The sequence below is a fragment of the Pseudomonas sp. zfem003 genome (assembly GCF_032621675.1).
Lineage (GTDB): Bacteria > Pseudomonadota > Gammaproteobacteria > Pseudomonadales > Pseudomonadaceae > Metapseudomonas > Metapseudomonas otitidis.
Genome location: NZ_JAVYJG010000004.1, coordinates 1 through 25925 on the forward strand (window position 1 = coordinate 1; position 25925 = coordinate 25925).

23 protein-coding genes are annotated in these 25925 nt (G+C 69.2%); 9 read left to right on the top strand and 14 right to left on the bottom strand.

Annotated elements, in window-relative coordinates:
• Nucleotides 1-162 precede the first annotated feature (162 nt).
• The 3 genes from RTK35_RS09020 to RTK35_RS09030 form a co-directional block, all read right to left on the bottom strand.
• Nucleotides 163-546 carry a DUF6896 domain-containing protein gene (locus tag RTK35_RS09020; protein ID WP_232060724.1) on the bottom strand — a complete coding sequence of 128 codons (384 nt, stop codon included), beginning with the start codon at nt 544-546 and terminating at the stop codon, nt 163-165.
• Between the two features lie 130 nt (nt 547-676).
• Nucleotides 677-1837: a catalase family protein gene (locus RTK35_RS09025; protein ID WP_316907819.1), complete on the bottom strand. Its 1161-nt coding sequence runs from the start codon at nt 1835-1837 to the stop codon at nt 677-679.
• A gap of 81 nt (nt 1838-1918) precedes the next feature.
• A complete protein-coding gene (locus tag RTK35_RS09030) occupies nt 1919-3793 on the bottom strand; it encodes a di-heme-cytochrome C peroxidase (protein WP_316907820.1) in 1875 nt (624 codons plus the stop codon).
• Between the two features lie 256 nt (nt 3794-4049).
• Between RTK35_RS09030 and RTK35_RS09035 the strand changes: the two genes are divergently transcribed.
• Nucleotides 4050-5333: a sigma-54-dependent transcriptional regulator gene (locus RTK35_RS09035; RefSeq protein WP_316907821.1), complete on the top strand. Its 1284-nt coding sequence runs from the start codon at nt 4050-4052 to the stop codon at nt 5331-5333.
• Between the two features lie 6 nt (nt 5334-5339).
• On the opposite strand, the gene RTK35_RS09040 is transcribed toward RTK35_RS09035, so the two are convergent.
• A complete protein-coding gene (locus RTK35_RS09040; protein WP_044407069.1) occupies nt 5340-6227 on the bottom strand; it encodes a pseudouridine synthase in 888 nt (295 codons plus the stop codon).
• Nucleotides 6228-6512: 285 nt separating this feature from the next.
• On the opposite strand from RTK35_RS09040, the gene RTK35_RS09045 reads away from it, so the two are divergent.
• Nucleotides 6513-6857 (top strand): I78 family peptidase inhibitor, encoded by a 345-nt coding sequence (locus RTK35_RS09045; RefSeq protein ID WP_044407066.1) that lies wholly within the window; start codon nt 6513-6515, stop codon nt 6855-6857.
• Nucleotides 6858-6885: 28 nt separating this feature from the next.
• On the opposite strand, the gene RTK35_RS09050 is transcribed toward RTK35_RS09045, so the two are convergent.
• Both RTK35_RS09050 and RTK35_RS09055 read right to left on the bottom strand, forming a co-directional pair.
• Nucleotides 6886-7731, bottom strand: coding sequence for an EamA family transporter (locus tag RTK35_RS09050; RefSeq protein WP_044407063.1), 846 nt, complete (start codon nt 7729-7731; stop codon nt 6886-6888).
• Nucleotides 7732-8255: 524 nt separating this feature from the next.
• A complete protein-coding gene (locus RTK35_RS09055; protein ID WP_316907822.1) occupies nt 8256-9242 on the bottom strand; it encodes a cyclase family protein in 987 nt (328 codons plus the stop codon).
• A gap of 100 nt (nt 9243-9342) precedes the next feature.
• Between RTK35_RS09055 and RTK35_RS09060 the strand changes: the two genes are divergently transcribed.
• Nucleotides 9343-10233: a LysR family transcriptional regulator gene (locus RTK35_RS09060; protein ID WP_236209983.1), complete on the top strand. Its 891-nt coding sequence runs from the start codon at nt 9343-9345 to the stop codon at nt 10231-10233.
• A gap of 492 nt (nt 10234-10725) precedes the next feature.
• Here the strand turns inward: RTK35_RS09060 and RTK35_RS09065 are convergent, their stop codons facing one another.
• Both RTK35_RS09065 and RTK35_RS09070 read right to left on the bottom strand, forming a co-directional pair.
• Entirely contained in the window at nt 10726-11097 is a 372-nt protein-coding gene (locus RTK35_RS09065) for a YidH family protein (protein ID WP_074967919.1), read from the bottom strand.
• A 70-nt stretch (nt 11098-11167) separates the two neighbouring features.
• Nucleotides 11168-12595 (bottom strand): mechanosensitive ion channel family protein, encoded by a 1428-nt coding sequence (locus RTK35_RS09070; protein ID WP_044407098.1) that lies wholly within the window; start codon nt 12593-12595, stop codon nt 11168-11170.
• Between the two features lie 136 nt (nt 12596-12731).
• Here RTK35_RS09070 and RTK35_RS09075 point away from each other — a divergent pair, with 136 nt between their 5' ends.
• On the top strand, nt 12732-13877 hold the full coding sequence (locus tag RTK35_RS09075; protein WP_316907823.1) for a murein transglycosylase A: 1146 nt from the start codon (nt 12732-12734) through the stop codon (nt 13875-13877).
• Nucleotides 13878-13931: 54 nt separating this feature from the next.
• Here RTK35_RS09075 and fahA read toward each other — a convergent pair whose 3' ends face one another.
• On the bottom strand, nt 13932-15227 hold the full coding sequence (fahA, locus tag RTK35_RS09080) for a fumarylacetoacetase (RefSeq protein WP_236214752.1): 1296 nt from the start codon (nt 15225-15227) through the stop codon (nt 13932-13934).
• Between the two features lie 3 nt (nt 15228-15230).
• Nucleotides 15231-16535, bottom strand: a complete 1305-nt coding sequence (gene hmgA / locus RTK35_RS09085) for a homogentisate 1,2-dioxygenase (RefSeq protein WP_316907824.1) — start codon at nt 16533-16535, stop codon at nt 15231-15233.
• A gap of 102 nt (nt 16536-16637) precedes the next feature.
• Here hmgA and RTK35_RS09090 point away from each other — a divergent pair, with 102 nt between their 5' ends.
• Nucleotides 16638-17426: an IclR family transcriptional regulator gene (locus RTK35_RS09090; protein WP_316907825.1), complete on the top strand. Its 789-nt coding sequence runs from the start codon at nt 16638-16640 to the stop codon at nt 17424-17426.
• A 165-nt stretch (nt 17427-17591) separates the two neighbouring features.
• Here RTK35_RS09090 and hppD read toward each other — a convergent pair whose 3' ends face one another.
• The 3 genes from hppD to RTK35_RS09105 all read right to left on the bottom strand — a co-directional run bounded on the left by hppD (nt 17592) and on the right by RTK35_RS09105 (nt 20966).
• The gene (hppD, locus tag RTK35_RS09095) at nt 17592-18668 is read right to left on the bottom strand and encodes a 4-hydroxyphenylpyruvate dioxygenase (protein ID WP_044407042.1); all 1077 of its coding nucleotides are present in this window, start codon (nt 18666-18668) and stop codon (nt 17592-17594) included.
• Between the two features lie 164 nt (nt 18669-18832).
• The gene (gene maiA, locus RTK35_RS09100) at nt 18833-19468 is read right to left on the bottom strand and encodes a maleylacetoacetate isomerase (RefSeq protein WP_316907826.1); all 636 of its coding nucleotides are present in this window, start codon (nt 19466-19468) and stop codon (nt 18833-18835) included.
• Between the two features lie 139 nt (nt 19469-19607).
• Nucleotides 19608-20966, bottom strand: a complete 1359-nt coding sequence (locus RTK35_RS09105) for an MBL fold metallo-hydrolase RNA specificity domain-containing protein (protein WP_208274534.1) — start codon at nt 20964-20966, stop codon at nt 19608-19610.
• Nucleotides 20967-21126: 160 nt separating this feature from the next.
• Between RTK35_RS09105 and RTK35_RS09110 the strand changes: the two genes are divergently transcribed.
• The 3 genes from RTK35_RS09110 to lapD all read left to right on the top strand — a co-directional run bounded on the left by RTK35_RS09110 (nt 21127) and on the right by lapD (nt 24681).
• A complete protein-coding gene (locus RTK35_RS09110) occupies nt 21127-21957 on the top strand; it encodes a TlpA disulfide reductase family protein (protein WP_316907827.1) in 831 nt (276 codons plus the stop codon).
• Between the two features lie 77 nt (nt 21958-22034).
• On the top strand, nt 22035-22733 hold the full coding sequence (gene lapG / locus RTK35_RS09115; RefSeq protein WP_316908047.1) for a cysteine protease LapG: 699 nt from the start codon (nt 22035-22037) through the stop codon (nt 22731-22733).
• Nucleotides 22734-22743: 10 nt separating this feature from the next.
• On the top strand, nt 22744-24681 hold the full coding sequence (gene lapD, locus RTK35_RS09120; protein ID WP_279804237.1) for a cyclic di-GMP receptor LapD: 1938 nt from the start codon (nt 22744-22746) through the stop codon (nt 24679-24681).
• Nucleotides 24682-24687: 6 nt separating this feature from the next.
• Here the strand turns inward: lapD and flgA are convergent, their stop codons facing one another.
• On the bottom strand, nt 24688-25359 hold the full coding sequence (gene flgA, locus RTK35_RS09125) for a flagellar basal body P-ring formation chaperone FlgA (RefSeq protein ID WP_316907828.1): 672 nt from the start codon (nt 25357-25359) through the stop codon (nt 24688-24690).
• A gap of 205 nt (nt 25360-25564) precedes the next feature.
• Here flgA and flgB point away from each other — a divergent pair, with 205 nt between their 5' ends.
• On the top strand, nt 25565-25924 hold the full coding sequence (gene flgB, locus RTK35_RS09130; RefSeq protein WP_044407025.1) for a flagellar basal body rod protein FlgB: 360 nt from the start codon (nt 25565-25567) through the stop codon (nt 25922-25924).
• Nucleotide 25925 lies beyond the last annotated feature (1 nt).

The window sequence follows — 25925 nt, forward strand, 5'->3', positions numbered from 1 at the left end:
CGGAGCACTATCTACGGTGCAGGCTCGCGGCCTAAGGGTGGGCACGGCTTCCTATCCCTCCCCCGATGATCAGTCGGGGACTATGCCCCTGGGGAGGGGCAGTAGTCGAGATACAAGGGTGGGCTTCAGCCCACCGTCTTGAAGCCCGCGTCATACCAAGGGTCAGGAGCGTTTCAGGTAATAGAGGATGTACCCCGAGTACACCAATTCATCGCGCTCCACTGCCGCCTTGAAGCAGGCGATCAAGGCGCTTTCATCGTCGAATCCGTAATCCCGAAGCCGTGAGCCAGCAAAGCCCGCCAGACGCCACGCTTCTACACCGTCGATTTCACCGTTGTCGCCAAAATCGAAATCCACGGCGATTCCGGATGGCAGCCGAGCCGCGCAGCCGTACCCGTGTTTGAAGTAGGGAATGCCACCGGCCAATTCGCCCCGTTGCTCCATGTCGTTGCCGGCCCAGTCGTCATTGGAGGCTGGCAGTTGAAGGCCAGAGCGTTGCATCGCGTCGATCACTTCACGAACGGCGGCCTGGTAGTCGGCGATCAAGCGGGTAAGTCGAGTGTCCATGTGCTTCCGAGGCAGGAATGAAGGCGGAGCGGGAGTCTACCAATCAGTTGCCCGCCTGTATGGCGCTGACTGGCTGACTCCCATGGTTCAGCCAGTCGTTGCCATGTTCCTACGGCTTCACTCCGTCCCCGTCCTGTGCAACCCCATTCCGCTCATGCCGATACGCACTCACCGCCTCATACACCGCTTTGCGCAGGCGGTTGATGCCGCCGATGGGGCGGTGTTCGGGGAGGGCGTGCCAGGGGTTGAAGGAGAGGTTGTCGCAGAATTCGTTCTGCTCGCGGCTATCGAAGTCCTGGGCGGGGACCTTGATGGTGGCGACGGTCTGGAACGGGGAGATCTTCTCGCTCCATTCCACGCTGGTGTCCTCGATGGGCATGTAGTGCTGCGGGTTCTGCACCTGCACCTGGAGGGCGAAGCAGGCCGGTACGCGGTCGAGGGAGAGGCGCTGGTAGAGGGCGTTGCGCAGGAAGTTGGGCAGGTCGGTGTTCTGCTTGGGCAGGGTGTATTCGGGGCAGGCCTGCGGGTCGGGGATGACGCGGTACTTGATGTTGGCCTGGCCCAGCTTGTACGGGGAGACGGAGCTGTAGACGGTGTCGGTGGGGCTGTCCGGGGCCGGGGCGAGGGTCTGCAGGGCGATCAGCATGTGGCGGATCTCCCAGGTGCGCGGGTCGAGGCTGGGGAAGAAGGCGCCGACCTTCTGGCCGTTGGCCTGGGCTTCGAAGTTGCTGCGGTACTCGGCCACGTCGCGGATGAAGAACACCGGGTGGTTGAACATGACGAAGTCCTGCTCGTTGGCGTGGGCCGGGCTGGGCATGAGCTTCTGGCCGGGCACGTCGAGCAGCTTGATGGCCATGCCGCGTGCGTCGCGGGTGCTGTCGAACTGCGGGTAGGCGTTGCCGTTGGAGAGGCGCATCCAGGCCTGCCAGGTCTTGCCCGGTTCGGCGAGCACGCCGGCGCGCAGGTCGGCGGCCAGGTCGGGCACCACGGTGACCTCGGCCTTTACGCAGCCGTGGGCCTTGGCGTGGGCGTCCCGCAGGACGCGGGTGTTGTCGCGGTGCTGCTCCACCACGCGCATGGCGTCTTCGATGATGGCGCGGGCATCGGCCGCTTCGGTGGGCGGGATCTGCTCCTCGGTGGAGACGGGGCCGGAGAACTTCCAGCTGTAGTAGAGGCTGCCGATGCCCCAGCCGATGAGGCCGACGGCGGCGGTGATGAAGAGGAGCCTGCCGAGCAGGCGTCCGAGCCAGAGCCATAAACGTTTGAGCATGAGCGCTTGGTCCTTGTTGTTGGCTTGCCCGCAGGCGGGTGGTTCTGGGTGGGCGCAGGCCCGCCGGTGGCGGGCCCTGGCTCAGCCCTGGCAGTTCGGCCCGGGCGTCCAGGGGCGCACGGGCTCGGGGGGGAGCTGCGATTCGAGGCGTTCGTTGCCCAGCACCTTGAGGTATTCGATCAGCGCCAGGCGCTCGTCCGGCGAGAGGGCACGGCCGATCACCCCGTTGCCCCGGCAGCCGTCGCGGAATTCGTGGCCGCTGTTGTGGTTGCCGGTGATGCGGGTGTCGAAGAGGAAGCCGCCGGGGAAGGCTTCGGTGCGGAAGCCGGCGAACTGCGGGTCGTACTCGAAGTTGCCGACGTAGAAGGTGGTGGCGCGCTCGTACACCGGGGAGAGCAGCTGGAAGATCGTCGGCACCGAGCCGTTGTGCAGGAAGGGCGGGGTGGCCCAGATGCCGTCCAGCGGGCGGGCCTTGTAGGCGCGCAGCTCACGCACGCCGATGGGCAGGCCGTAGCCGTCCATCTGCTTGCGCTCCTCGCCGCTGATGCCGGCCTGTTCGTAGGCGCGGTTCTCGACGTAGGCGGTGAGGTAGGCCAGGCCCTTGGCGCTGGAGATCTTGGCGAAGTCGATGTCCTTGAGGTCGGCGCCGAACAGGCGCACGTCGAGTTGGGCGAGCTGCTCCTTGGTCCAGCCGAGCTTGGTGACGTCGAAGCGGTGGTCGGCGATGTTGTCGGCGGTGGTGGGGTCGGTGCCGATCTCCTGGGTGCTGATCATGCGCATCTTCCACTCCGGGTCACGGGCGGGGGCCAGGCGCTTGTCCTCCGGCTGCGGGTTGGGGGCGTGGCAGTAGGCGCAGTTCTCGGCGAACAGGGCGCGGCCCTTGCTGGCGCGGGGCAGGTCGATCTTGCCGAGCACTTCTTCCGGCCAGGTCGGCGGTTTGAGGCGCTTGAGGGTCTCCTCCAGGGTGTACAGGTCACGCACGCGGGTGCTGGAGCTGTAGCGCTGGTCGAGGGGCACGGGCTGGCCGTTCTCCTCGTGCAGGGTGAGGCTGGCGCCCACGCCGAGGGATTCGCCGATGTTGCGCGCCATGGGCTGCATGGCGGAGCCGTTCCACTGCACCCAGTCGAACTTCCAGATGTCCCACACCTGCGGGTAGCTCACCGGGGCGTTGGCGATGCGGTAGTTGGACGGGTCGATGGCGTCGCCGAACACGCTGTTGGCGATGCGGCCGAAGGCGTCGGTGCGGCCGAAGCCTTCCTGGGTGGGGTAGAGGCCGCGGTGGGTGTCGTTCCAGGCGGTGCCCAGCAGGCGGTCGAGCACGTCCTTGAAGTCGCGGCGCAGTTCGTCCTTGCCCTTGGGGTACTCCTCGCCGAGCACGGTCTTGGCGAAGCGGTTGAACTTGAGCGGGTTGTAGTAGGTGAAGGCCATGCTCATGCCCAGCGCCTGGCCGAAGCCGCCGCCCTTGAGGGTGGGCACGGTGGAGGCGAGGGAGTGCAGGGCGGCACCGCCGTCGATGCGGATGGCCTGGCCCTTGTAGTGCAGCTCGCCGGTGTGGCAGGCGGAGCAGGTGATGTCCAGGTACTGCTGGCCGGTGTCGTTGTCTTCATGCCGGGCGAAGCCCACGGGCAGGTTGCCGGGGTTCAGTTCGGTGGGCTGCTGCTGCGGGTCGACGAGGAAGCCGAAGCGGGCGAGGTAATCGGGGCGGGCGAACTTCTCGCTGGAGAAGGGCAGCTCCAGCGCGGTGAACCAGTCGTAGCGCAGGCCCTTAACCGTGGTGCCCTGGGGTGTGTAGTAGTAGGTCTGGCGGGATTGCGCGTCCCATTGGTCGAGGTAGTTGACCTTCTCCGGCGCCTGGTAGGCGGGGAGGTTGGGGTTGGCGATGTAATAGAGGACGACGGCGAGCCCCGCGAGCAGGAGCAGAACCAACAGGATCAGTGCACGGCGGAGAATGCGCATTCGATACTTCCTTGTACGCTTGTTGGAATTTCGTACGTTATGCCAATCAATTCCTAGGTTGGCAAGGTGCTATTACCTTCGTTTGTAAGGCCTATTTCCTGTGGGTATTCACGGCTCTTTCCTTCATAGCTTTTCGCGATAGCAGTTATGGAGAAGGGTTCCATGACGCGTCAAAGTTCTTGCTAGCGTTACGGATAGACGCGCCAACACGTTGTTTTTATTGAATAATTCAAAAAATTGGCGCCAAGGACGGGATATGTTGGAAAACATCACCCAGACCCCGAAACGCCTTCTCCTGATCGACCCCTGCGACGAGTGCCAACGGCTGATGCCCAGGCTCCAGGCCAGCGGCTGGACGGTGGAAAGCCGAGAGCTGCGCCAAGGCTCCGAGCCGGGCTGCGACGTGGGCCTGGTGCGCCTGCGCCGCGAGCACCTGGATCACCCGGAACGCATCCGGGCGCTCATCAGCCGCAGCGGCACCGAGTGGATCGGCCTGCTCGGGCCGGACATGGCCCGCCAGGAACAGGCCGAGGACTTCGCCGGGGAGTGGTTCTTCGACACCCTGCCGATGCCGGTGGATGCCGGCCGCTTGCAGGGCCTGCTGGGGCGGGCATTCGGCATTGCGCGGCTGCGCGGGCAGGTGGGGCGCCCGCGCGGCGAGCCGGAGCTGGTGGGCCAGAGCCGGCCCCTGCGGGAGCTGCGCAAGCAACTGGCGCGACTCGCCGGGCAGGAGCGCCCGGTGCTGGTGCTGGGGGAAAGCGGCACCGGCAAGGAGCTGGTGGCGCGCACGCTGCACCGCACCTCGCGGCGGGCCGAGGCGCCGTTCGTGGCCTTCAGTTGCGGGGTGCGCGGCGAGCCGGAGGAGGAGCGCGCGCTGCTGGGGGAGGGCGGCGCGGTGGAGGCGGCCAACGGCGGCTGCCTGTTTCTCGACTCGGTGGCGGAGCTGCCGCTGCTGACCCAGCAACGCCTGCTGCTGGCCCTGCGCAGCCATCGCCTGCGCCGGGCAGGCGGTTGGCTGAGCCTGGATGTGCGCCTGCTGGCGGCCACCGACCAGGACCTGGAGCTGCTGGCCGAACAGGGCCGCTTCCTGCCGGAGCTGTACCAGTGGCTGTCCAGCCACACGGTGCGGCTGACCCCGCTGCGCCGCCGCCAGGGGGACATCGCCCTGCTGGCCGAGCACTTCCTGGCGCAGTACGCCATGGCCACCCACGGCCGCCCCCGGCACTTCAGCGAGGAGGCGCTCACCGCGCTGGTGCGCCACCACTGGCCGGGCAATGTGCGTGAGCTGGCCGGGCGGGTGCGCCGGGGCTATGCACTGGCGGAGGGCGTGCAGGTGGAGGCGGCGGACCTGGGGCTGCACAGCGCGCCGGCCGATGGCGGGGTGATCGGCACGCTGGAAGACTACAAGCGCCGCGCGGAGTACCAGGCGCTGTGCGACGCCCTGGCGCGCTACGGCAACAACCTGAGCCTGGCGGCGCGTGTGCTGGGCATCTCCCGCCCGACCTTTTATCGGCTGCTGCACAAGCACCAGTTGCTGTAGGGCACTTCAGTCCAGCGGCAGCAGCTGCAACTCGCTCTCGAACTGCAGGTCGCGGCCGCTCAACGGATCGCGGAAGGCCAGGGCGCGGGCCAGCAGTTGCAGGGGGCGGGCGTGGTCGTCGTGCTGGTCACGGGCGTCCAGCAACTCGGGGTAGAACAGGTCATGGAGGATGCCGGCGCCCAGCCCGGCCATCTGCACCCGCAGCTGGTGCTTGCGCCCGGTGACCGGGTAGAGCGCATAGCGCCAGTGCCGGCTGCCGCGTTCGATCACTTCCAGGCGGGTTTCGCTGTTGGGCGGTCCGTCCGTTTCGCACATGCGGAAGAATGGCTCGCCCGGCTCCAGGCGCGTACGCCGCACCAGGGGGAAGTCCAGCTGCGGCAGGGGCGCGGCCACGGCCTCGTAGCGCTTGTGCACCTCGCGTTCGCGGAACAGCGCCTGGTAGGCGCCCCGCGTGCTCGGCTCGCAGGAGAACAGCACCAGCCCGGCGGTGTGTCGGTCGATGCGGTGGATGGGCACCAGGTGCGGGTTGCCCAGGCGCTTGGTGAGGCGCGCCTGGAGCGTCTGCTCGACGTATTCTCCGGCGGGCATCACCGGCAGGAAGTGCGGCTTGTCGGCCACCACCAGGTGATCGTCCTGGTAGAGCACGCGCTCCTCGAAGGGGATGTCGCGCTCCTGGGGCACCTCGCGGAAGTAGCGCACCAGCTCGCCGGCCCGGTATGGCGTATCGGCATCCAGCGCGTGGCCGTCGGCATCGGTCACCCGGCCCCGTGCCAGGCGGTCCAGCCAGGTGGCGCGGTCGATGGCGGGGAAGCGCGCGCACAGCCCGTCCAGCAGCGTCGACCAGGGGCCGGGCGGCAGGCGCAGGGTGCTGGGGCGTACGTTGGGGCTGGGCATGGCCGTCTCGGGGCGTCGGGGCGGGCGCGCATTAGGCCGCAGCCGCCGGCGCCGGTCAAACCCGGCGGACGGGCGCCGGGCGTGGGCTGCAGGGCGCGCCGGCCGTGGGCCGGGTGTGATGGGCTGCGGTATTTCGCCCAAGGGGCTCCCGGCAGGGCGCCGGGCTCAGGCTACAATGCCCGACCCGCCGGGGAACGGCGGCCGTCGCAGCAGGTCGGATGCTCGCGCTCGGCGCCCGTCCCGGCCACCCGGATTCGGCTTTGCCTTCAACAAGAGGAACGCAGTATGTCTCGCACTTCCATCACCCTCGGCCTGGCCCTGGCGGCGGCCCTGCTGGCCGGTTGCAGCTCCACCAGCGCCCCGACCGACAAACCTGCCGAGACCAAGGCCGCCCCGGCCACCACCCAGGCGGACCCGACCACTGACGGCCGCTGCTCCTCGGCCCCGGCCCGCGCCCTGATCGGCCAGGCCGCCACCCCGGAGCGCGTCGAAGAAGCCCGCCGTGCCGCCGGCGCCGCCGACGTTCGCGTGCTGAAGCCGGGCAGCGTGATGACCCTGGAGTACAACTCCCGTCGCCTGAACCTGGACACCGACGACGCCAACCTGATCAAGGGCGTCAGCTGCGGCTGACACCGGGTGGCCCTGCACTGCGGGGCCGCTACCCCAGCTTCATCACCACCACGCCCATCGCGATCACCCCGCACGCCAGCAGCCGTACCGGCGGCATCGGTTCCTTGAGGAACACCCGCCCGATCAGCAGGGCGAACACCACGCTGGTTTCCCGCAAGGCCGAGACCATCGCCACCGGCGCCAGGGTCATCGCCCAGATGACGATGCCGTAGGCCAGCAGCGACATCGCCCCGCCCGCCAGCCCGCTGCGCCAATAAGGCCCCAGCTGCCGCAACACCCCCGGCCCGCGCTGCACCACGATGGCCACCGCCATCACCGCCCCGTTCACCGCGAACAGCCACACCGCGTAGGACAGTGCATCGCCATTGCTGCGCGCGCCCTGGGCATCGGCCAGGGTGTAGCCGGCGATGAAGGCGGCGGTCAGCAGCGAGCAGGTCAGCATGCCCCGGCTCAACCCCACGCCGGTGCGCCCACCGCGCCAGGCCATCAGCCAGATGCCTGCTACCAGCGTCAGCAACCCGGCCAGCTCCGGCAGGCCGAGGCCATCGTTGAGGAACAGCAGCGAGAGCAGCGCCACCAGCAACGGCGAACTGCCCCGGGAGATGGGGTACACCTGGCCAAGGTCGCCGTATTGGTAGGCGCGGGCGAGGAAGTTGTTGTAGCCGATATGCAGCAACGCCGAGAGCGCGATCCACGGCCACGCCGCCGCCTGGGGCACGGCGACGAAGGGCAGGGCGCAGAGCGAGATCAGCCCGGCGGCGAGCTGGATCAGCGTGGCGGTGAGCAGGCGATCGAGGCCGATCTTCAGCAGCGCGTTCCAGCCCGCATGCAGCGCAGCGGCGGCCATCACCACCAGGAATACCGAGGTGTCCAAGCGCGATCTTCCTTGTACCGACGAAGACGCAACGCCCACCGGGGCGCCGCCAGGGAGGCGCGATAGTGACACAGCACCCCAGCCCCTGTGAAACCGCCCCCGGCCTGATGGGCACCCTCCGTAGGATGCGGTGAGCTCAGCGAACCGCATCGCGCCGATGCCCTGCGCTGGCACGCATGTCGCCTCGGAGCGTGGCGGGGCGCTCCCCGTAGCCCGGGCTTCAGCCCGGGAAATCGGCGTTAGACGGGGCCCCGATGGTGGATGGAAAGAGCGCTATCCACCCTACACCACGGTCGCGTCCGTAGGATGCGGTGAGCTCAGCGAACCGCATCGCGCCGATGCCCTGCGCTGGCAGCACTCGGAGTGCGGGGCGCTCCCCGTAGCCCGGGCTTCAGCCCGGGAAGTCGGCATCAGGCGGGGCCCCGATGGTGGATGGAAAAAGCGCCATCCCCCCTACCGGAGCGGGCCACGGCACCCGGCCTGATGGGTACGAACCGCATCACGTCCATGGCCCGGCATCCCGTCTACTTGATCGGCAGCGCCACCGGGCGGATCGGGGCGGCGTCGGCGCCGCGGAACTTCAGCGAGGCGCCGATGAAGGCGAATTCGTAGACCTTGTCCCGCGACAGGCCTTCCAGGTCCACCAGCTCCATGATCGGCGCGCCCTGCTGGGCCAGCAGGTAGGTGTGCACGGGGATGTAGTTGTCCGGCACCTCGGTGGGGAAGGTCTCGAAGCTGAGGTTGTCCGCCCCCACCACCATGGCGCCGCCGTCCTCGACGAGGAATTTCGCCGCGTCCAGGCTCAGGCCCGGCGGGTTGGTCATGTAGCGCTGGGCGTCCTCGTAGGCGCGCATGCGCCCGGTGCGGATCAGCACCACGTCGCCCTTCTGCAGGTGCACGCCCTGCTTGTTCAATGCCTGCTGCAGGTCCTGGCGGGTGACGCGGTAGCTGTCCGGCAGCAGCTCCACGCCCTTGGCGGCAGGGATGTCGATCAGTACGCCACGGGCGACGATGGGCGGCAGCTTCTCCGCGCCGGTCACGTTCCAGCCGCGGTCACCCAGGTGGTCGGCGGCGGCGTAGCCGTTCCAGATCTTGCCCTCCAGGCCGAAGTGGTTGAGCGCGTCGATGTGGGTGCCCATGTGGGCGTACATCGACACCGCCGAACCGGTGTAGCTGACGTGGCGGTTCATCGCCTCGCCGACGCCCATCGGGTCGGCCAGCAGGTTGCCGTGGGGCGTGTGGGTCATCCACATCTGGTATGGCGGGTCGCCCGCCGCCTGCCAGCTGGGCATGCCGATGAAGTACTCCACGGCCAGGTCGTAGGCCTTGCCGCCGCTGAGGCGGCCGAGGATGGCGGCGCGGGACTCGGGGGTGATCAGGTTGAGGCGGCCGATCTCGTCCTTCGGCCCCCAGGGGCTCTTGCCGACTTCCTCGGCGGCGAGGGCGCCCTGGGCCAGGGACAGCAGCAGGGGCAGAGCGGCGAGGCGGGAAAGGGGGAGTGGCAGGTGCATGGCGGTATTCCTTGTGGGTGATGGATGCCGCGATGGTATTTGTCAGCCCTGAAGAGATAATCTCCGCCTCCGCTGAAAGACATTCAACCCAAGGGAAAATATGGACCTGCTCGTTGCCATGCGGACCTTCCGCCGCGTCGTCGAACTCGATGGCTTCAGCAAGGCCGCCGTCGACCTGGGCCAGTCCACCGCTGCGGTGAGCAAGCAGGTGCGCCAGCTGGAGGCGCGCCTGGGCAGCCTGTTGCTGCAACGCACCACCCGGCGCATGAGCCTCACCGACACCGGGCGTGCCTACTTCGCCGAATGCTGCCGCCTGCTGGACGAGCTGGATGCCCTGGAGAACGCCACCGCCCTGGGCACCGGGGAGGTGAGCGGGCGCCTGCGGGTCAACGCGCCGCTGTCGTTCAGCCTCAAGGTGCTGTCGCCGCTGCTGGTGGAGTTCATGGCGCTGTACCCGCAACTGCACGTGGAGCTGACCCTGGACGACCACCTGCTGGACCCGGTCTCCGAAGGCTTCGACGTGTCACTGCGCATCCGCTCCAGCCTGCCCGACTCCAGCCTCATCGCCCGGCGCCTGGGCGAGGTGGAGCAGGTGATCTGCGCCGCCCCCGGCTACCTCGCGGCGCGGGGCACGCCCCAGCAGGTGGAGGACCTGTGCGGCCACGACTGCCTCGCCTACCGCCTGGCCGACAACCCCGGCGGCTGGCGCCTGGACGGCCCCAAGGGGCGCGGCGTGGAGCTGCGTACCCGGCTTTCGGCGGACAACAGCCTGATGCTCGGCGAGATGCTGGTGGCGGGCCTCGGCATCGGTGCGCTGCCGTCCTTCATCGCCAACCCGCTGCTTGCCAGCGGCCAGTTGCAGCGGGTGCTCCCGCAACAGCAACTGGCCCGGCGCACCATCTACGCCCTGTACGCCAGCAACCGCCACCTGCAGCAGAAGGTGCGGGTGTTCGTCGACTTCCTCGCCGAACGCCTGGCAGGCGAAACGTAGCCCGGGCTTCAGCCCGGGAAGTCGGCGTTAGACGGGGCCTCGATAGTGGATGGATAAAGCGCCATCCCCCCTACCGGAGCGGGCCACGGCACCCGCCTGATGGGCACGCCCCGTAGGATGCGGTGAGCTCGGCGAACCGCATCGCGCCCATGCCATGCGCTGGCACCGCATGTCGCCTCGGAGTGCGGGACGCTCCCCGTAGCCCGGGCTTCAGCCCGGGAAATCGGCGTTAGACGGGGCCTCAATGATGGATGGAAAAATCGCCTTCCACCTTACCGGAGCGGGCCACGGCACCCAGCCTGATGGGCACGCTCCGTAGGATGCGGTGAGCTCAGCGAACCGCATCGCGCGATGCCCTGCGCTGGCACCGCATGTCGCCTCGGAGCGTGGCGGGGCGCTCCTCGTAGCCCGGGCTTCAGCCCGGGAAATCGGCGTCAGGCGGGGCCTCGATGTACCGGTACAGGCGCCACGGCGCGATGCGGTGGTGTGCCGTCAGGCGTGACCGAGCAGGAGGAAGACGCCGAGGGCGAGCCCCAGCAGGGCGATGCCGAAGTTGATCAGCGGGCCGGAGTTGACGCTGTAGCCCTCGGGGATCTCGATGGGCCTGAGGGTGCGCAGCACCTTGCGGTACTGCAGCGAGGACCAGCAGGCGCACCAGGCGCCGAGCAGCAGCAGGGCCAGGCCGACCCAGTAGGACGCGCGGTTCTGCAGGCTTTGGGCGTGCTCGGGCTGCAGCAGGTGCAGCAGCAGGCCGGTGCGCTCGATGGCGAAACCGAAGGCCATCAACGCGAGGCTGGTGCGGTTCCAGGCGAGCAGGGTGCGCTCGGCGGCGAAGAAGACGCGGGGGTCGTTGAGGTCGGACATCGTCACTCCAGGGCAAGACGGGACCGGGCAAGCCTGCCATGTCCGGGCCGCCACGGCGACCCGGCCGGCTTCAGCGCCGGTGCAGCCAGCTGAGGAAGCCGCCCTTGCGGATGGCGGTGGGTTTCTCGGTCAGCAGGGACTGGCTGGCCTGGGTGCGGAAGGCCTGCAGCTTGTCGAGCGCGGTGCGCACTTCGCTGCGTTGCGCCAGGCAATCGCGGATCTCCGCTGCGTCGATGCGGTACAGCCGGCAGGAGGTGAGGGCGGTGAAGCGGGCGCTGGAGGGCGCGTCGCCGTTGATGCCTTCCTCGCCCATCACTTCGCCCGGGCCCATGCGCCCGGCCTCCAGCCAGCCGTCGCCGTCGGGCAGGGCGGCGGACACCACGCCGCTGCCGATCACCAGGAGCTGCCCGGCCACGTCGCCGCGCTCCAGCAGCACCTGGCCGGCGGGGTGGTCGCTGACGGTCATCAGCCGGGCCAGGCGCTCCTTCTCCTCGTCGCCCAGGGCGCGGAAGACCTTCACCTCGTCCAGCAGCAGGCGCTCGCGCGAGCGCGGGTGTTCGGCCGCTTCGCCCACCCGCTGCAGGCCGGCGGCCTCCAGGTTGCGGTGGGCCAGGTCGAACAGCAGGTTGCGCACGTCCACCTTGCTGGCGCCGGCGCCGATGAAGCCGCTGATCTCGTACTGGTTGACCTCCACGCCGGCGCTTTTCATCGCCACCTTGGGTGCGGGGGTGGCCAGCAGGTCGCGGCAGCCGCGCAGGGTGCGCTCCAGGGCGTCCAGCACCCGGCGCGGGCGGATGCTGGCGGGCACCTCCAGGGTGATGGCCACGCCATGGATCTCCCGGGGGCGGCTGTTGTTGATGATCTTCGCCTTGGCCGCCAGGGAGTTGGGGATCACGGCGGTGCTGCCCTGGCTGGTGAGCAGGTGGGTGGCGCGCCAGTCGATCTCGATGACCTTGCCTTCGAGGCCATCGATGGCGATGGAGTCGTCCAGTTGGTAGGGGCGGGTGGTGTTGAGGATGATCCCGGAGAACACATCCGCGAGGGTGCTTTGCAGCGCCAGGCCGACCACGATGGCCATGGCGCCGGAGGTGGCCAGCAGGCCCTTGACCGGCAGCTGCAGCACGTAGGCCGCCGCCGCCACCAGGGCGAGCAGGAAGATCAGCGCGCCGAGCACGTCCTGCAGCAGGCGCCCGGTGTGGCCGCTGCGGCCGATCAGCACCAGGCCCAGTACCACGGTGAGGGTGCGGGCGCCGTACAGCCACCAGAGGATTTCCAGCGCGGTGCCGGCCAGGCCTTCGGCGCTGTCGGCCCCCGGAGGCGGCAGCAGCGGGCTGAGGCCGGCGCTGATCAGCACCCAGCTGTAGAGCAGGAACAGCCCCAGCCGTGCGGCCACGCGCCAGGGGCGCGGGCTGGCCGGCAGCAGGCGCCAGGCGAGGATGTCGAGCAGCAACAGGGCGAGGCCGGCGATCAGCGGATGGCTGGCGATGAGGGTGGGCATGGAGGTCTCGGGGCGATGGCGGCGGTGCGCCAAGATAGCAAGGGCGCCGGGGGTGACGGCAAGGGGCCAGCGTTTGACGTTGCCGGTGGGCTCCCCCAAGCTGCGCGCTTCTTTTTGCCAGCCAGGAACCCGACGTTTGATCCAGTCCCTTTCCCGCCTGCGCCGCCTGTGGCCCTTCGCCCTGGCTCCCTTCCTGTTGCTCGCCGGTTGCGACGACACCCCGAAACCCGAAGCCCCGGCGCTGCCGCGCTACCAGGGCGTGGCCTGGAGCGATCTGCCGCCGGTGAGCGATGCCGACCTACTGGCCGGCTTCACTACCTGGCGCTCTGCGTGCGAGCGCCTGGCCCGCGACCCGGTATGGGGCCCGGTGTGTGCCGAGGCCGTGGGTGTCGCGGACGACCCGGCTGCGGTGCGCGCCTTTCTGCAGGCGCGCCTGTCGCTCTACAGCCTGCGCTCCGGCGAGGGCGAGCGCGGGCTGATCACCGGCTACTACGAGCCCGTCTACCCGGGCAGCCTGGCTCGCTCCGAGCAGATGACGGTGCCGGTGCTGGGCGTGCCGGACGACCTGATCGTGGTGGCGCTGGAGTCCCAGTACCCCGAGCTGAAGGGCAAGCGCCTGCGTGGCCGCCTGGAGGGGCGTGTGCTCAAGCCCTACGACGATGCCGCCACCCTGCGCGAGAAGCCCGATGCCGGCCCGGTGCTGGCCTGGCTGGGTGACCCGATGGATCTGCAGTTCCTGCAGATCCAGGGCTCCGGGCGCATCCGCCTGGAGGATGGCAGCCAGATCCGCGTCGCCTACGCCGACCAGAACGGCCACCCGTACCGCCCGGTGGGGCGCTGGCTGGTGGAGCAGGGCTACCTGAAGAAGGAAGAGGTGAACATGGGCGCCATCCGCGACTGGGCCCGTGCCAACCCGACGCGGGTGCCGGAGCTGCTGGCGAGCAACCCCAGCTACGTGTTCTTCGTCACCCGCCCGGACAGCCCCGAAGGCCCCCGTGGTTCGTTGAACGTGCCGCTGACCGCCGGCTACAGCGTGGCCATCGACCGCAAGGTGATTCCCCTCGGCAGCCTGATGTGGCTGGAGACCACCCGCCCGGACGGCACCCCGGTCATCCGCCCGGTGGCGGCCCAGGACACCGGCGGTGCCATCGTCGGGGAAGTGCGTGCCGACCTGTTCTGGGGCACGGGGGATGAGGCGGGCGAGCTGGCCGGCCACATGAAGCAGGACGGCCGCCTGTGGCTGCTCTGGCCCAACGGCGTGCCGTTGCCCGAGGTGAAATAGACGCGGTAGGTAGAGCGAGCGCCCCATCCCGCGCCAGGCAGGATGGGGCTGGTCTCAGAGGATGCGGCCGCGGCACTCGCCGAAGCCGATGCGGGGCAGGCCCTCGCGTTCACACCAGGCCTTGAGGATCACTTCGTCGCCTTCCTGCAGGAAGGTGCGCTGCTCGCCGCCGGGCAGGGTCAGCGGCTGCTTGCCGCCGAAGGTGCTCTCCAGGAGGCTGCCGAAGGCATCCGGCTCGGGGCCGGACAGGGTGCCGGAGCCGAACAGGTCGCCCGCTTGCAGCTTGCAGCCGCCCACAGCGTGGTGGGCCACCAGCTGCGCCACGGTCCAGTACATGTGCTGGGTGTTGGAGAGGGCCAGGCGCACCGGGTCGATGCCCTGCTCGCGCATGGCGGCGCTCTGCAGCAGCACTTCCAGCTTGATGTCGAAGGCGCCGTTGGCCTGGTCGGCCGCGTCCAGCAGGTAGGGCAGCGGCTGCGGGTCGCCGGCCGGGCGGGCCGGTTGCGGGGTGCGGAAGGGCTCGAGCGCCTCGGCGGTCACCACCCAGGGCGAAACCGTGGTGGCGAAGTTCTTCGCCAGGAAGGGTCCCAGCGGCTGGTATTCCCAGGCCTGCAGGTCACGGGCGGACCAGTCGTTGAGCAGGCAGAAGCCGGCGATGTGCTCGGCCGCGCGGCCGATCTCGATGGCCTCGCCCATGGCGTTGCCCTGGCCGATCCAGATGCCCAGCTCCAGTTCGTAGTCCAGGCGCTTGCTGGGGCCGAAGCTCGGCACTTCGGCGCCCGGTGGCAGGGTCTGGCCGTTGGGGCGGTGCACCGGGGTACCGGAGACGCACACGGTGGAGGCGCGGCCGTGGTAGCCGATGGGCACGTACTTGTAGTTGGGCAGCAGCGGGTTGTCCGGGCGGAACAGCCGGCCGACGTTGTTGGCGTGGTGGATGCCGACGTAGAAGTCGGTGTAGTCGCCGATGCGTGCCGGCAGGTGCAGCTGGCAGTCGGCGGCCAGCGGCAGCAGCTCGGCGCCGAGGGCCTCCAGGCGGGCCTGGGCGGGGCTGCCTGCGGCGAGCAGCTCCTGCAGCTGGCGGCGCAGGGCGCGGCGGGCGTTGGCGCCGAGGGCGAAGAAGGCGTTGAGGTCTTCGCCGGCGGCGACGCGGGCGGCTTCGGCGGCCTCACCGTCGAACAGGCCGGCCGTGCTGGCGATCTTCAGGTCGAAGATGTGCGCGCCGATGGCAACGCCGCCACGTGGGGTGCCGCCGGCCGGGCTGAAGATGCCCAGCGGCAGGTTCTGCAGGGGGAAGTCGGGGTGGCCGTTGGCCGATTCGATCCAGCTGGTGCGGGTGTCGTGTGAAGTCATCGATCAGATCCTGCCCTTGTCGAAGGTCTTGGCCATGCCGTCCCAGCAGGCATCGTAGTCGCTCTGCAGGGCGGCGCATTCGAGGGCGTAGCGGCTGGGGCGCAGCACGCGGCCGGTCTCGAACATGAAGGCCATGGTGTGGTCGAGCTTGTGGGGCTTGAGCTCGGCGGCGATGGCGGCGGCGGTGCTGGCGTTGTCAGGGCCGTGGGCGCTCATGCAGGTGTGCAGCGAGGCACCGCCGGGGGCGAAGCCGTCGGCCTTGGCATCGTACGCGCCCTGGATGAGCCCCATGAACTCGTTCATCAGGTTGCGGTGGAACCACGGCGGACGGAAGGTCTTCTCGGCCACCATCCAGCGCGGCGGGAAGATCACGAAGTCGACGTTGGCCATGCCGGGGGTGTCGCTGGGCGAGGTGAGCACGGTGAAGATCGACGGGTCCGGGTGGTCGTAGCTGACCGTGCCGATGGTGTTGAACAGGCGCAGGTCGTACTTGTAGGGCACGTTGTTGCCGTGCCAGGCGACCACGTCCAGCGGCGAGTGGCCGAGGGTGGTGGCCCAGAGTTCACCGAGGTACTTCTGCACCAGCACGGTGGGGGCTTCCAGGTCTTCGTAGCGGGCCACGGGGGCGAGGAAGTCGCGGGGGTTGGCCAGGCCGTTGCTGCCGATGGGGCCGAGGTCGGGGATGCGCAGGGCCGCGCCGTGGTTCTCGCAGATGTAGCCCCGGGCGCTGGCATCCAGCAGCTCGACGCGGAACTTCATGCCACGGGGGAGGACGGCGATCTCCAGCGGCTCCACTTCCAGCACGCCCAGTTCGGTGACCAGGCGCAGGCGGCCCTGCTCGGGGACGATCAGCCATTCGCCGTCGGCGTTGAAGAACACCCGCTCCATGGAGGCGTTGGCGCAATAGAGGTGCACGCTGACACCGCTGGCCTGCTCGGCATCGGCGGTGGCGACCAGGGTCAGCAGGCCGTCGAGGAAGTCGGTGCGGGCCTGGGGAATGGGGTGGGGGTTCCAGCGCAGGCGGTTGGGGTTGACCGGGCCCATCTCGCGGCCGGGAATCTGCCGCTCCAGGCGCTCGAAACGCGGGTGCGCGGCAGAAGGTCGGATGCGGTACAGCCAGGTGCGGCGGGCTTCGGCGCGCGGCACGGTGAAGGCGGTGCCGGAGAACTGCTCGGCATACAGGCCATAGGGCGCGCGCTGCGGGGAATTCTGGCCGACGGGCAGGGCGCCCGGCAGGGCCTCGCTGGCGAACTCGTTGTTGAAACCGCTCAGGTAGTGCAGGTCGGAGGAGGGCAGCGCGGATGACATGGATGGCCTCTGGTTTTTGTAATTTAATTACGGATAACGTAATTTGAAAGGCGGAAGGGGTCAAGCTATAACAGCGGCCTCCTAAGCGAAGCGGGGCAGTGCATGGCCATCCAGAAGGACGACGCCGAGGCGTCCAAGCGACAGAAGGTGCAGGCGGCGGAAGTCGGCACCGAGATCCTCAAGGGGCTGGCCCAGCTGGCGCCGGCCACGTCGCTGTCACGGCTGGCAGAGCACCTGGGCATGCCGGCGGCCAAGGTCCATCGCTACCTGCAGGCGCTGATCGCCAGCGGTTTCGCTGCCCAGGACGCCACCACCAACCACTACGGCCTGGGGCCCGAGGCCCTGTTCGTCGGCCTGGCCGCCATCGGCGGGCTGGATGTGGTGCGTGCGGCCACACCGACGTTGTCGGCCCTGCGCGATGAACTCAACGAGACCTGCTTCCTGGCCGTGTGGGGCAACAAGGGCCCGACGGTGGTGCATGTGGAGCAGCCGCTGCGCGCGGTGACCCTGGTGACCCGCGTGGGCTCGGTGCTGCCGCTGCTGGGCTCCTCCACCGGGCTGGTGTTCGCCAGCTACCTGCCGGAGGCGGAGTTCGCGCCGCTGCGGGACGAGGAAGCGCACCTGCCCGGCGTACCTGATGCCAAGGCCCTGGCGGCCCAGGTCGCGGAGATCCGCGCCAGCGGCCTGCACCACGTGCACGGTTTGCTGATGCCGGGGGTCAACGCGCTGTCCGCGCCGGTGTTCGCGGTCGGCGAGCAGATCGCCGGGGTGATCACGGTAGTGGGCGCCGCCAGCGGCTTCCATGCCGAGACCAGCGGCCGCGCGGCAGCGTTGCTGAAGCAGGAGGCCGAAACCATCACCGCGCGGATGGCGGGGTTTCGTCCGGCGTGAGCGAGAGCGCCGAGTAGGCCTCGTGCAGTTGTAAGAGCGAAGCGCTTTCGCGGTTGAAACCGCCCCCACAAACCGGCGCGGCGCCGTTCGGGGTGTAGGGGTTGTGCCTGGATGGCCGCCATGAAAAAGCCCGCTTGATGCGGGCTTTCTCGTTAGGGCGATGACTCACTCGGTGGTGAGCACGCCCCGGCGGATCTGGTCGCGTTCGATGGATTCGAACAGGGCCTTGAAGTTGCCCTCGCCGAAGCCGCTGTCGCCCTTGCGCTGGATGAACTCGAAGAACACCGGGCCGAGCAGGGTCTCCGAGAAGATCTGCAGCAGCAGCCGGCGTTCGCCGCCTTCGGAGGTGCCGTCCAGCAGGATGCCGCGTGACTGCAGGGCGTCTACCGGCTCGCCGTGGTTGGGCAGGCGGCCTTCGAGCATCTCGTAGTAGGTGGTGGGCGGTGCGGTCATGAAGCGCATGCCCAGGGCCTTGAGGTTGTCCCAGGTGCTGATCAGGTCGTCGGTGAGGAAGGCCACGTGCTGGATGCCCTCGCCGTTGAACTGCATCAGGAACTCTTCGATCTGCCCGGCGCCCTTGGAGGATTCCTCGTTGAGCGGGATGCGGATCATGCCGTCCGGCGCGGTCATGGCCTTGGAGGTCAGCCCGGTGTACTCGCCCTTGATGTCGAAGTAGCGGATCTCGCGGAAGTTGAACAGCTTCTCGTAGAAGTCCGCCCAGTAGGCCATGCGGCCGCGGTACACGTTGTGGGTGAGGTGGTCGATGATCTTCAGGCCCGCGCCCTTGGGGTTGCGGTCCACGCCTTCGATGAATTCGAAGTCGATGTCGTAGATCGACGAGCCTTCGCCGAAGCGGTCGATCAGGTACAGCGGCGCACCGCCGATGCCCTTGATCGCCGGCAGGCGCAGTTCCATCGGCCCGGTGGGAATCTCGATGGGCTGGGCGCCCAGGGCCAGTGCACGGGCATAGGCCTGGTGGGCGTTCTTCACGCGGAAGGCCATGCCGCACACGGAGGGCCCGTGTTCGGCGGCGAAGTAGGCGGCCTGGCTCTTGGGCTCGTTGTTGAGGATCAGGTTGATCTCACCCTGGCGATACAGGTGCACGTCCTTGGAACGGTGGGTGGCCACCTTGGTGAAGCCCATGGCGGCGAACACCGGCTCAAGGACGTTGGGGGTGGGGGAGGCGAGTTCGATGAACTCGAAACCCATCAGGCCCATGGGGTTTTCAAAGATGTCGGCCATGGCATGGCTCCTCGGATCAGGTTGCGGTCGCGCCGCGAAAGTTTGAAGGCGTCTGTCGGTCGATCAAACGCTTCGCGGCGGCGCGCAGGACACCCCGCGCACGCTGCGCGCGAGGTGGTCGCCGATGGTGACCTTGAAAGCGAGGCTCTGCATGGGTGCGCTCCTCAGGCCGGCTTGTCGGCCTGGGCGTCCGGGTGGGCGGCGCGGAAGGCGGGGTGCTCCAGCGCCAGGCGTTCGACCCTCAGGATACGCGGGTAGCCGGAGAGGTCCACGTTGAAGCGGCGGGCGGCGTACACCTGCGGCAGCAGGTAGACATCAGCCATGCCCGGTGCATCGCCGAAGCAGTAGCCGGTGTCGCCGATCAGCGCTTCCACCGCCGCCAGGCCCTCGCCGATCCAGTGGGCGATCCAGTCGTTGACGGTGGTTTCATCGGCGCCCATTTGCCGCAGGCGGTTGAGCACGGCCACGTTGTGCAACGGGTGGATGTCGCAGCCGATCAGCGCCGTGACCTGGCGCTGGCGGGCGCGCTGCAGCGCATCGCCGGGCAGCAGGGTGGGCTCGGGGTAGTGTTCGTCGAGGTATTCGAGGATGGCCGGGGACTGGATCAGCACCGCGCCTTCGTCGGTACGCAGCGCGGGCACGCGGCCCTGGGGGTTGATGGCGCGGTAGGCCGGCTGGCGGTGTTCGCCGCCGTCCTTGATCAGGTTGACCGGGAGCATGTGGACCTCCAGCCCCTTCAGTGCCAGGGCGATGCGTACCCGGTAGGAGGAGGTGGAGCGGTAATAGGTGTAGAGGTCCATGGCGGGCTCTCGCAAGGTCACGCGCCAGTCGGGGAGGCCGCCGACGCTGTTGTTTTCATAATCTATTTACACTCTGCGTAATTTTTCCCGTGACGGCAAGCCCGACGTTGCACCGATTGCCAGGCTTGCCGCCCCGTCCTCATTCGAGGTTCACGCGCTGGCGATGTTCCGCCACCGAGGCCGACCAGCCCAGCTCCTGGGAGATGCGCCGGCGCAGGCAGTCGGCGGCGTCCGGTTCACCGTGGACCACATAGGTGTGCTTCGGCGGCTTGGGCAACTGGCGCAGCCAGTCGAGGATCTCGTCGGCATCGGCGTGGGCGGAGAGGTTTTCCAGCTGGACCACCTCGGCGCGGATGGGCACGTCCACACCGTGGATGCGCACCTTGTCGGCGCCACCGGCGATCAGCGCGCCACGGGTGCCGCCGGCCTGGTAGCCGGACAGCAGGATGGTGTTGCGCGGGTCGGGCGCCAGGGACTTCAGGTGGTGCAGCACCCGCCCGCCGGTGGCCATGCCGCTGCCGGCGATGATCACCGAGGGCGCGCGCATGTCGTCCAGGCGCTTGGATTCGTCCACCGAACGCACGATGTGCGCCACCTTGCACATGCCCAGGCAGTCCTCGGCGTTGAGCCGGTGCAGGTCGCAATAGCGCTGGTAGAGCGCGGTCACGTCGGTGGCCATGGGGCTGTTGAGGTAGATCGGCAGATCGGGAATGCGCCCGGCGCGCTTGAGCTTGTCGATCAGGTGCAGCAACAGTTGCGCGCGGCCCACGGCGAAGGCCGGGACCACGGTGATGCCCCGGCGCAGGGCGGTGCGGGTGATGACCTCGGCCAACTGGTCCTCGGCCATCGTCGGGGTGTGGTGGCGGTTGCCGTAGGTGGACTCCACCAGCAGGTAGTCGGCGGCCTGCAGCGGCTGCGGGGGCAGCATCAGCGCATCGTCGGGGCGGCCGACATCGCCGGAGCAGCCCAAAGTGATGTCGCCGGCACGCAGCTCCACACTGGCCGCGCCGAGAATGTGGCCGGCCGGGCGCATGGTCACCCGCAGGTCGCCTAGGATGTCCACGCTGCGGTTGAAGGGCAGGGGGCGCAGCAGGCGCAGGGTGCGCTCGGCGTCCTCCTCGGTGTACAGCGGCAGCGCCGGGGCATGCCGGGAGAAGCCGTGGCGGTTGGCGAACTCGGCTTCCTCTTCCTGCAGCCGCCCGCTGTCCAGCAGGAGGATGCGCGCCAGCTCGCAGGTCGCCTCGGTGGCGTAGATCGGCCCCCGGTAGCCGGCCTTCACCAGCACCGGCAGGTAGCCGCTGTGGTCCAGGTGGGCGTGGGTCAGCACGATGGCGTCCAGGCGCTGCGGGCGCACCGGGAAGTGGTCCCAGTTGCGCTCGCGCAGCTGCTTGTAGCCCTGGAACAGCCCGCAGTCCACCAGCAGTCGCTTGCCGTTGTGGTCCAGCAGGTACTTGCTGCCGGTCACCGTCCCGGCTCCACCCAGAAAGAACAGGCGCATGGTTTGCCTCCTTGTCGTTGATGCGCTGATTCTGGGGAAGCATAGGTGCTGCGGCGCTGCGCTGGATCAAGGCCGGGCAATGCTTGAAGAGTTGAGTGGTTTGCTGCACGGTGCCGCCCACCGTCGGCCCGTTCGACGCCCCTGGCACCCCGGAGACCCCATGCTGACCCTCACCCTCGGGCCTTTCACCCTGGCGCTTTCGCACCTGCTGATCCTCGCCAGCCTGCTGCTGGCCACCGTCGTTGGCGGGTGGCTGGGGCGGCGCAGCGGGCACAACCCCGAAGCGGTGCTGTTCAACCTGCTGCTGGTGGCGCTGGTGGGCGCGCGCCTGGCGTTCGTCGTCGCCTATGCCGAGCACTTCCGCGAGGCCCCCTGGCAGGTGCTGGACATCCGCGACGGCGGCTTCATCGCCTGGCCCGGCGTGCTGGCGGCCCTGGTGCTGGCCGGCTGGCTGCTCTGGCGGCGCCCGCCGCTGCGCCGGCCCCTGGGCGTCGCGCTGCTCAGCGGGCTGCTGCTGTGGGGCATGGGGCAGGCGCTGATGCAGGCCCTGGAGCGCGGCACCCGCCTGCCGCCGGTTGCCCTGCAGGACCGCGACGGCCGGCCGGTGCGGCTGGAGGACTACCAGGGCCAGCCGCTGGTGGTGAACCTCTGGGCCACCTGGTGCCCGCCCTGTCGCCGCGAGATGCCGGTGCTCGCCAGCGCCGCGCAGCAGCATGCCGACGTGCTCTTCCTGTTCGTCAACCAGGGCGAGGACGCCGAAACGGTCCGCCACTACCTGGCCAAGGAGGGGCTCAGCCTCGGCCACGTGCTGCTGGACGGCGGCACCCGGCTGGGGCAGCGGGTCGGCTCCCGCGCGCTGCCCACCACGCTGTTCTTCGATGCCGAGGGGCGCCAGATCGGCAGCCACCTGGGCGAGTTGTCCCACGCCAGCCTGGTCCAGGCCCTGGGCGTGCTGAAGCGCGACATCCCCCCCGCCGACGCCGCGCCGTAGCGGCACAACGCCATTGAGTTTTGCGCCCTGAATCCGCACCATGCGCGCCGGGTTTTCAGGCCTGGTGGTCGGTGGCGATGGTGCAAGGCAGTGGACGGACCGAGGGCAGGGCAAGGGGGTGGCGCACGCTGGCGCTGGCCGCGCCATGCCTGCTGGCGTTGCTGGCCGGTGCGCTCCACGCCGATTGGGATTTCGCCCTCATCAGCCGCCGTGCCGAAGCCCTCTATGGCCCCCTCGGTCCCGGCAAGGCCCGGGTCGATGAATGGCAGGCCCTGCTGGGCCGCCTGGCCGGCGCCGACGAGAAGAAGCAGCTGGAAGAGGTGAACCGCTTCTTCAACGCCAGGCTGCGCTTCACCGACGACCTCGCCACCTGGGGCCAGGTGGACTACTGGGCCACCCCGGTGGAGGCGCTGCGCAAGGGCGCCGGCGATTGCGAGGACTACGCCATCGCCAAGTACATCAGCCTGCGCCACCTCGGCGTACCCAGCGAGAAATTGCGCATCACCTACGTCAAGGCCCTGCGCCTGAACCAGGCGCACATGGTGCTGACCTACTACGCCCGGCCCGACGCCGTGCCCCTGGTGCTGGACAACCTGGTGGGCGGCATCCTGCCGGCCAGCCAGCGCAGCGACCTGCTGCCGGTGTACGCCTTCAACGCCGAGGGCCTGTGGCTCGCCGGCAAGGGCGGCAAGCAGGTGGGTGATTCCAAGCGGCTGTCACGCTGGCAGGACCTTTTGAAGAAGATGAAAGCCGAAGGCTTTCCCACGAGCGAATAGCGGAGTCCGGATGTCCCTGTTCAAACAACTGTTGATCGCCATCTGCCTGTTTCTGGTCGTCGCCTTCAGCGGCAGCTTCATGGTCAGCCTGGAAAGCTCCCGGGAGCAGTACGAGAACCAGCTGCGTTCCCACGCCCAGGACGCCGCCACGGCGCTGGGCCTGTCGCTGACGCCGCACATCGACGACCCGGCGATGGTGGAGCTGATGGTCAGCTCGATCTTCGACAGCGGCTATTTCGAGCGCATCCGCGTGGTCGACACCGCCACCGGCCAGGTGATGGTGGAGCGCACCGGCGTGCCGGACGCGGTGGCGGCCAACGTCCCGCAGTGGTTCGTCGCCCTGGTGGGGCTGCAGTCCGCCGGGGGGGACGCCATCGTCAGCCGTGGCTGGACCCAGGCCGCACGGGTCGAGGTGCAGAGCCACCCGATGTTCGCCATCGCCAAGCTCTGGCAGACCGCCCTGGGCACCCTCGGCTGGCTGCTGGTCTGCGGCCTGGCCAGCGCCGGCCTGGGTGCCGTGCTGCTGCGTCGCCAGCTCAAGCCGCTGGACTACATGGTCGAGCAGTCCCACGCCATCGCCCGCCGCGAGTTCCTCAGCCTGCCGCAACTGCCGCGCACCCCCGAGCTGCGCCGGGTGGTGCAGGCCATGAACCAGATGGTGGAGAAGCTCAAGGCGCTGTTCCAGGAACAGGCCGAACGCAGCGAGCGGCTGCGCGACGAGGCCTACCAGGACAGCCTCACCGGCCTCGGCAACCGCCGCTATTTCGAACTGCAGCTGCAGGACCGCCTGGGCAGCGACGAGCGCGCCTGCAACGGCTACCTGCTGCTGCTGCGGGTCAACGACCTCGCCGGCCTCAACCAGCGCCTCGGCGGCCCACGCACCGACCAGTTGCTCAAGGCCGTGGCCGAACAGCTCAAGCGTGCCGGTGCCGGCTTCCCCCTGGCCCGCAGCCGGGGTGGCGAGTTCGTCCTGCTGGGCGCGGGGCTGACCCGCGAGGAGGCCGAGCACCTGGCCGAGCGCCTCGATGCCGCGCTGGTCAGCCTGGGCGAGACCGGCGCCACCGACAGCCTGCCGGTGGCCCACATCGGCCTCGCGCCCTTCGCCCCGGGCGAGGCCCAGGACGAGCTGATGCGCCTGGCCGACGAGGCCCTGGCCCGCGCCGAGCGCGAAGGCGGCCAGGCCTGGGCCTGCGTCGAGCACAGCGACGCGGCACAGGGCGGTGAAGACCGCCACACCTGGCACCGCCTGCTGGACGAGGCGCTGGCCGCCCGGCGTTTCGAGCTGTACTTCCAGCCGGTGGTGGACAGCCGCGATCCCCAGCGCGTGCTGCACCACAAGGTGCTCTCGCGCCTGCCGGACGGGCAGGGCGGCAGCATCGCCGCCGGCCGCTTCCTGCCCTGGCTGGAGCGCTTCGGCTGGTCCGCCCGGCTCGACCTGGTGATGCTGCAGCGGGTGCTGGAGCAGATGGCCGGGCATGATCGCCCGCTGGCCCTGAACCTCTCTGGCGCGCTGCTGCGCGACCGCGCCGCCCTGGAGCGCGCCTTCGAGCTGCTGCGCCAGCACCCGCAGCTGGGCCCGCGCCTGACCCTGGAGCTGGAAGAGGACCAACTGCCCGACCAGGCCGTGCTGGAAAGCCTCACCCGGCGCCTGCGCGAACTGGGCTTCGCCCTCAGCCTGCAGCACTTCGGTGGGCGCTTCAGCATGATCGGCAACCTCGCCCGCCTGGGCCTGGCCTACCTCAAGGTGGACGGCAGCCACATCCGCGCCATCGACCAGGAGAACGACAAGCGCCTGTTCATCGAGGCCATGCAGCGCGCGGCCAACAGCATCGACCTGCCGCTGATCGCCGAGCGCGTGGAAACCGAAGGGGAACTGGCGGTGCTGCGTGAAATGGGCATCCAGGGCGTGCAGGGCCGGCTCTTCGGCGAACCGGCGCCCTGGGCCTGACAGGGCTCAGGGCAGTTGCACCTGCCCCGGGCCCGTCACCTTCGCCTCCAGCGGCTTGCGGCTGGAGGTGTTGCGCAGCTTGATGCGCTCGCCCTGGCGGCCATCCTCCAGCGCCTCGGCCTCCACCGAGGCGTTCAGCCCGCCCACCGCCGCCGCCACCGTCACCCGCTGCCCACGGCGCACCAGCACCGGCGGCGCCAGGCTCGCCGGGCCGATCACCTGGCCCGCGCGCAGGCTGCGCCGGGCGCTCTGGCCGACCACCTCTGCCGGGGTCTGGTAGAAGCCCCGGCGCAGGCGCTCCAGCGGCATGACCTTGCGCTCCAGCTGGCGCGCCTCCAGCGTCGCGTTGCGCTCGATGGCGACGCGGCTGACCAGTACCGGCAGGCGCACGCTGGCCTGGCTCACCACCACCCGCTGCCAGCCTTCCGGGCATTTCACCCGGTAACGCTGGCGTGCCAGCGGGTCGGGCAGGGCCGCTTCCGCCGTCACTGACAGGGGCCCGCTGCAGGGCTTCAGCGACGCGGTTTCTCCCAGCACCTGGCTTTCCAAGGTGTGCTCCAGGCCTTGCCAGCCCTTGCTGAGTGCGAGCGCGTCGAGGCGCGCGTCCTGCTGCTGGGCGACCGCTTCCAGCACCTGGCTGGCGACCTTGGTGTCGGCCTGGGTACAGGGCGCGACCACGCCCGCGAGCACGAGGAAGAGGGCGGAAGCGAGCCTTCCCGCGCGGGCACGGGTGGCGTTCGAAAGCGGAAGCCCGGGACGATTCTGGTTGGCTGATGAATTCATTCAACTGACTGAAAAACAAGAGGATTTTAGGGTGTGCCCGAACCCGGCACGCTTCCTGCGATAGGGCATCCGTCCCCATCCGTGAGGAGGCCGAGGGCCCATGAGTATACGAATCGAAGACAGCCTGAGGGTTCACGCCCAGGCGCTGGAATTGCGCATGCAGCGCAGCGAAATCCTCTCGTCGAACCTGGCGAACGAGTCCACCCCCGGCTTCCGGGCCCGGGATTTCGACTTCGCCGAGCAGATGCGCCAGGGCGCCGAGTACCGCCTGCCGGGCCTGGAGGACCAGGCGCCGAGGTTGAAGTACCGCGTGCCGTTCAACCCCTCCCTGGATGGCAACAGCGTGGAGCAGGGCGTGGAGCAGGCGGAATTTTCCCGCAACGCCATGGATTTCCAGACGAGCCTGACCTTTCTCACCATGAAGTTCCGAGGCCTCAAGCAGGCCATCGAGGGCCGTTGAC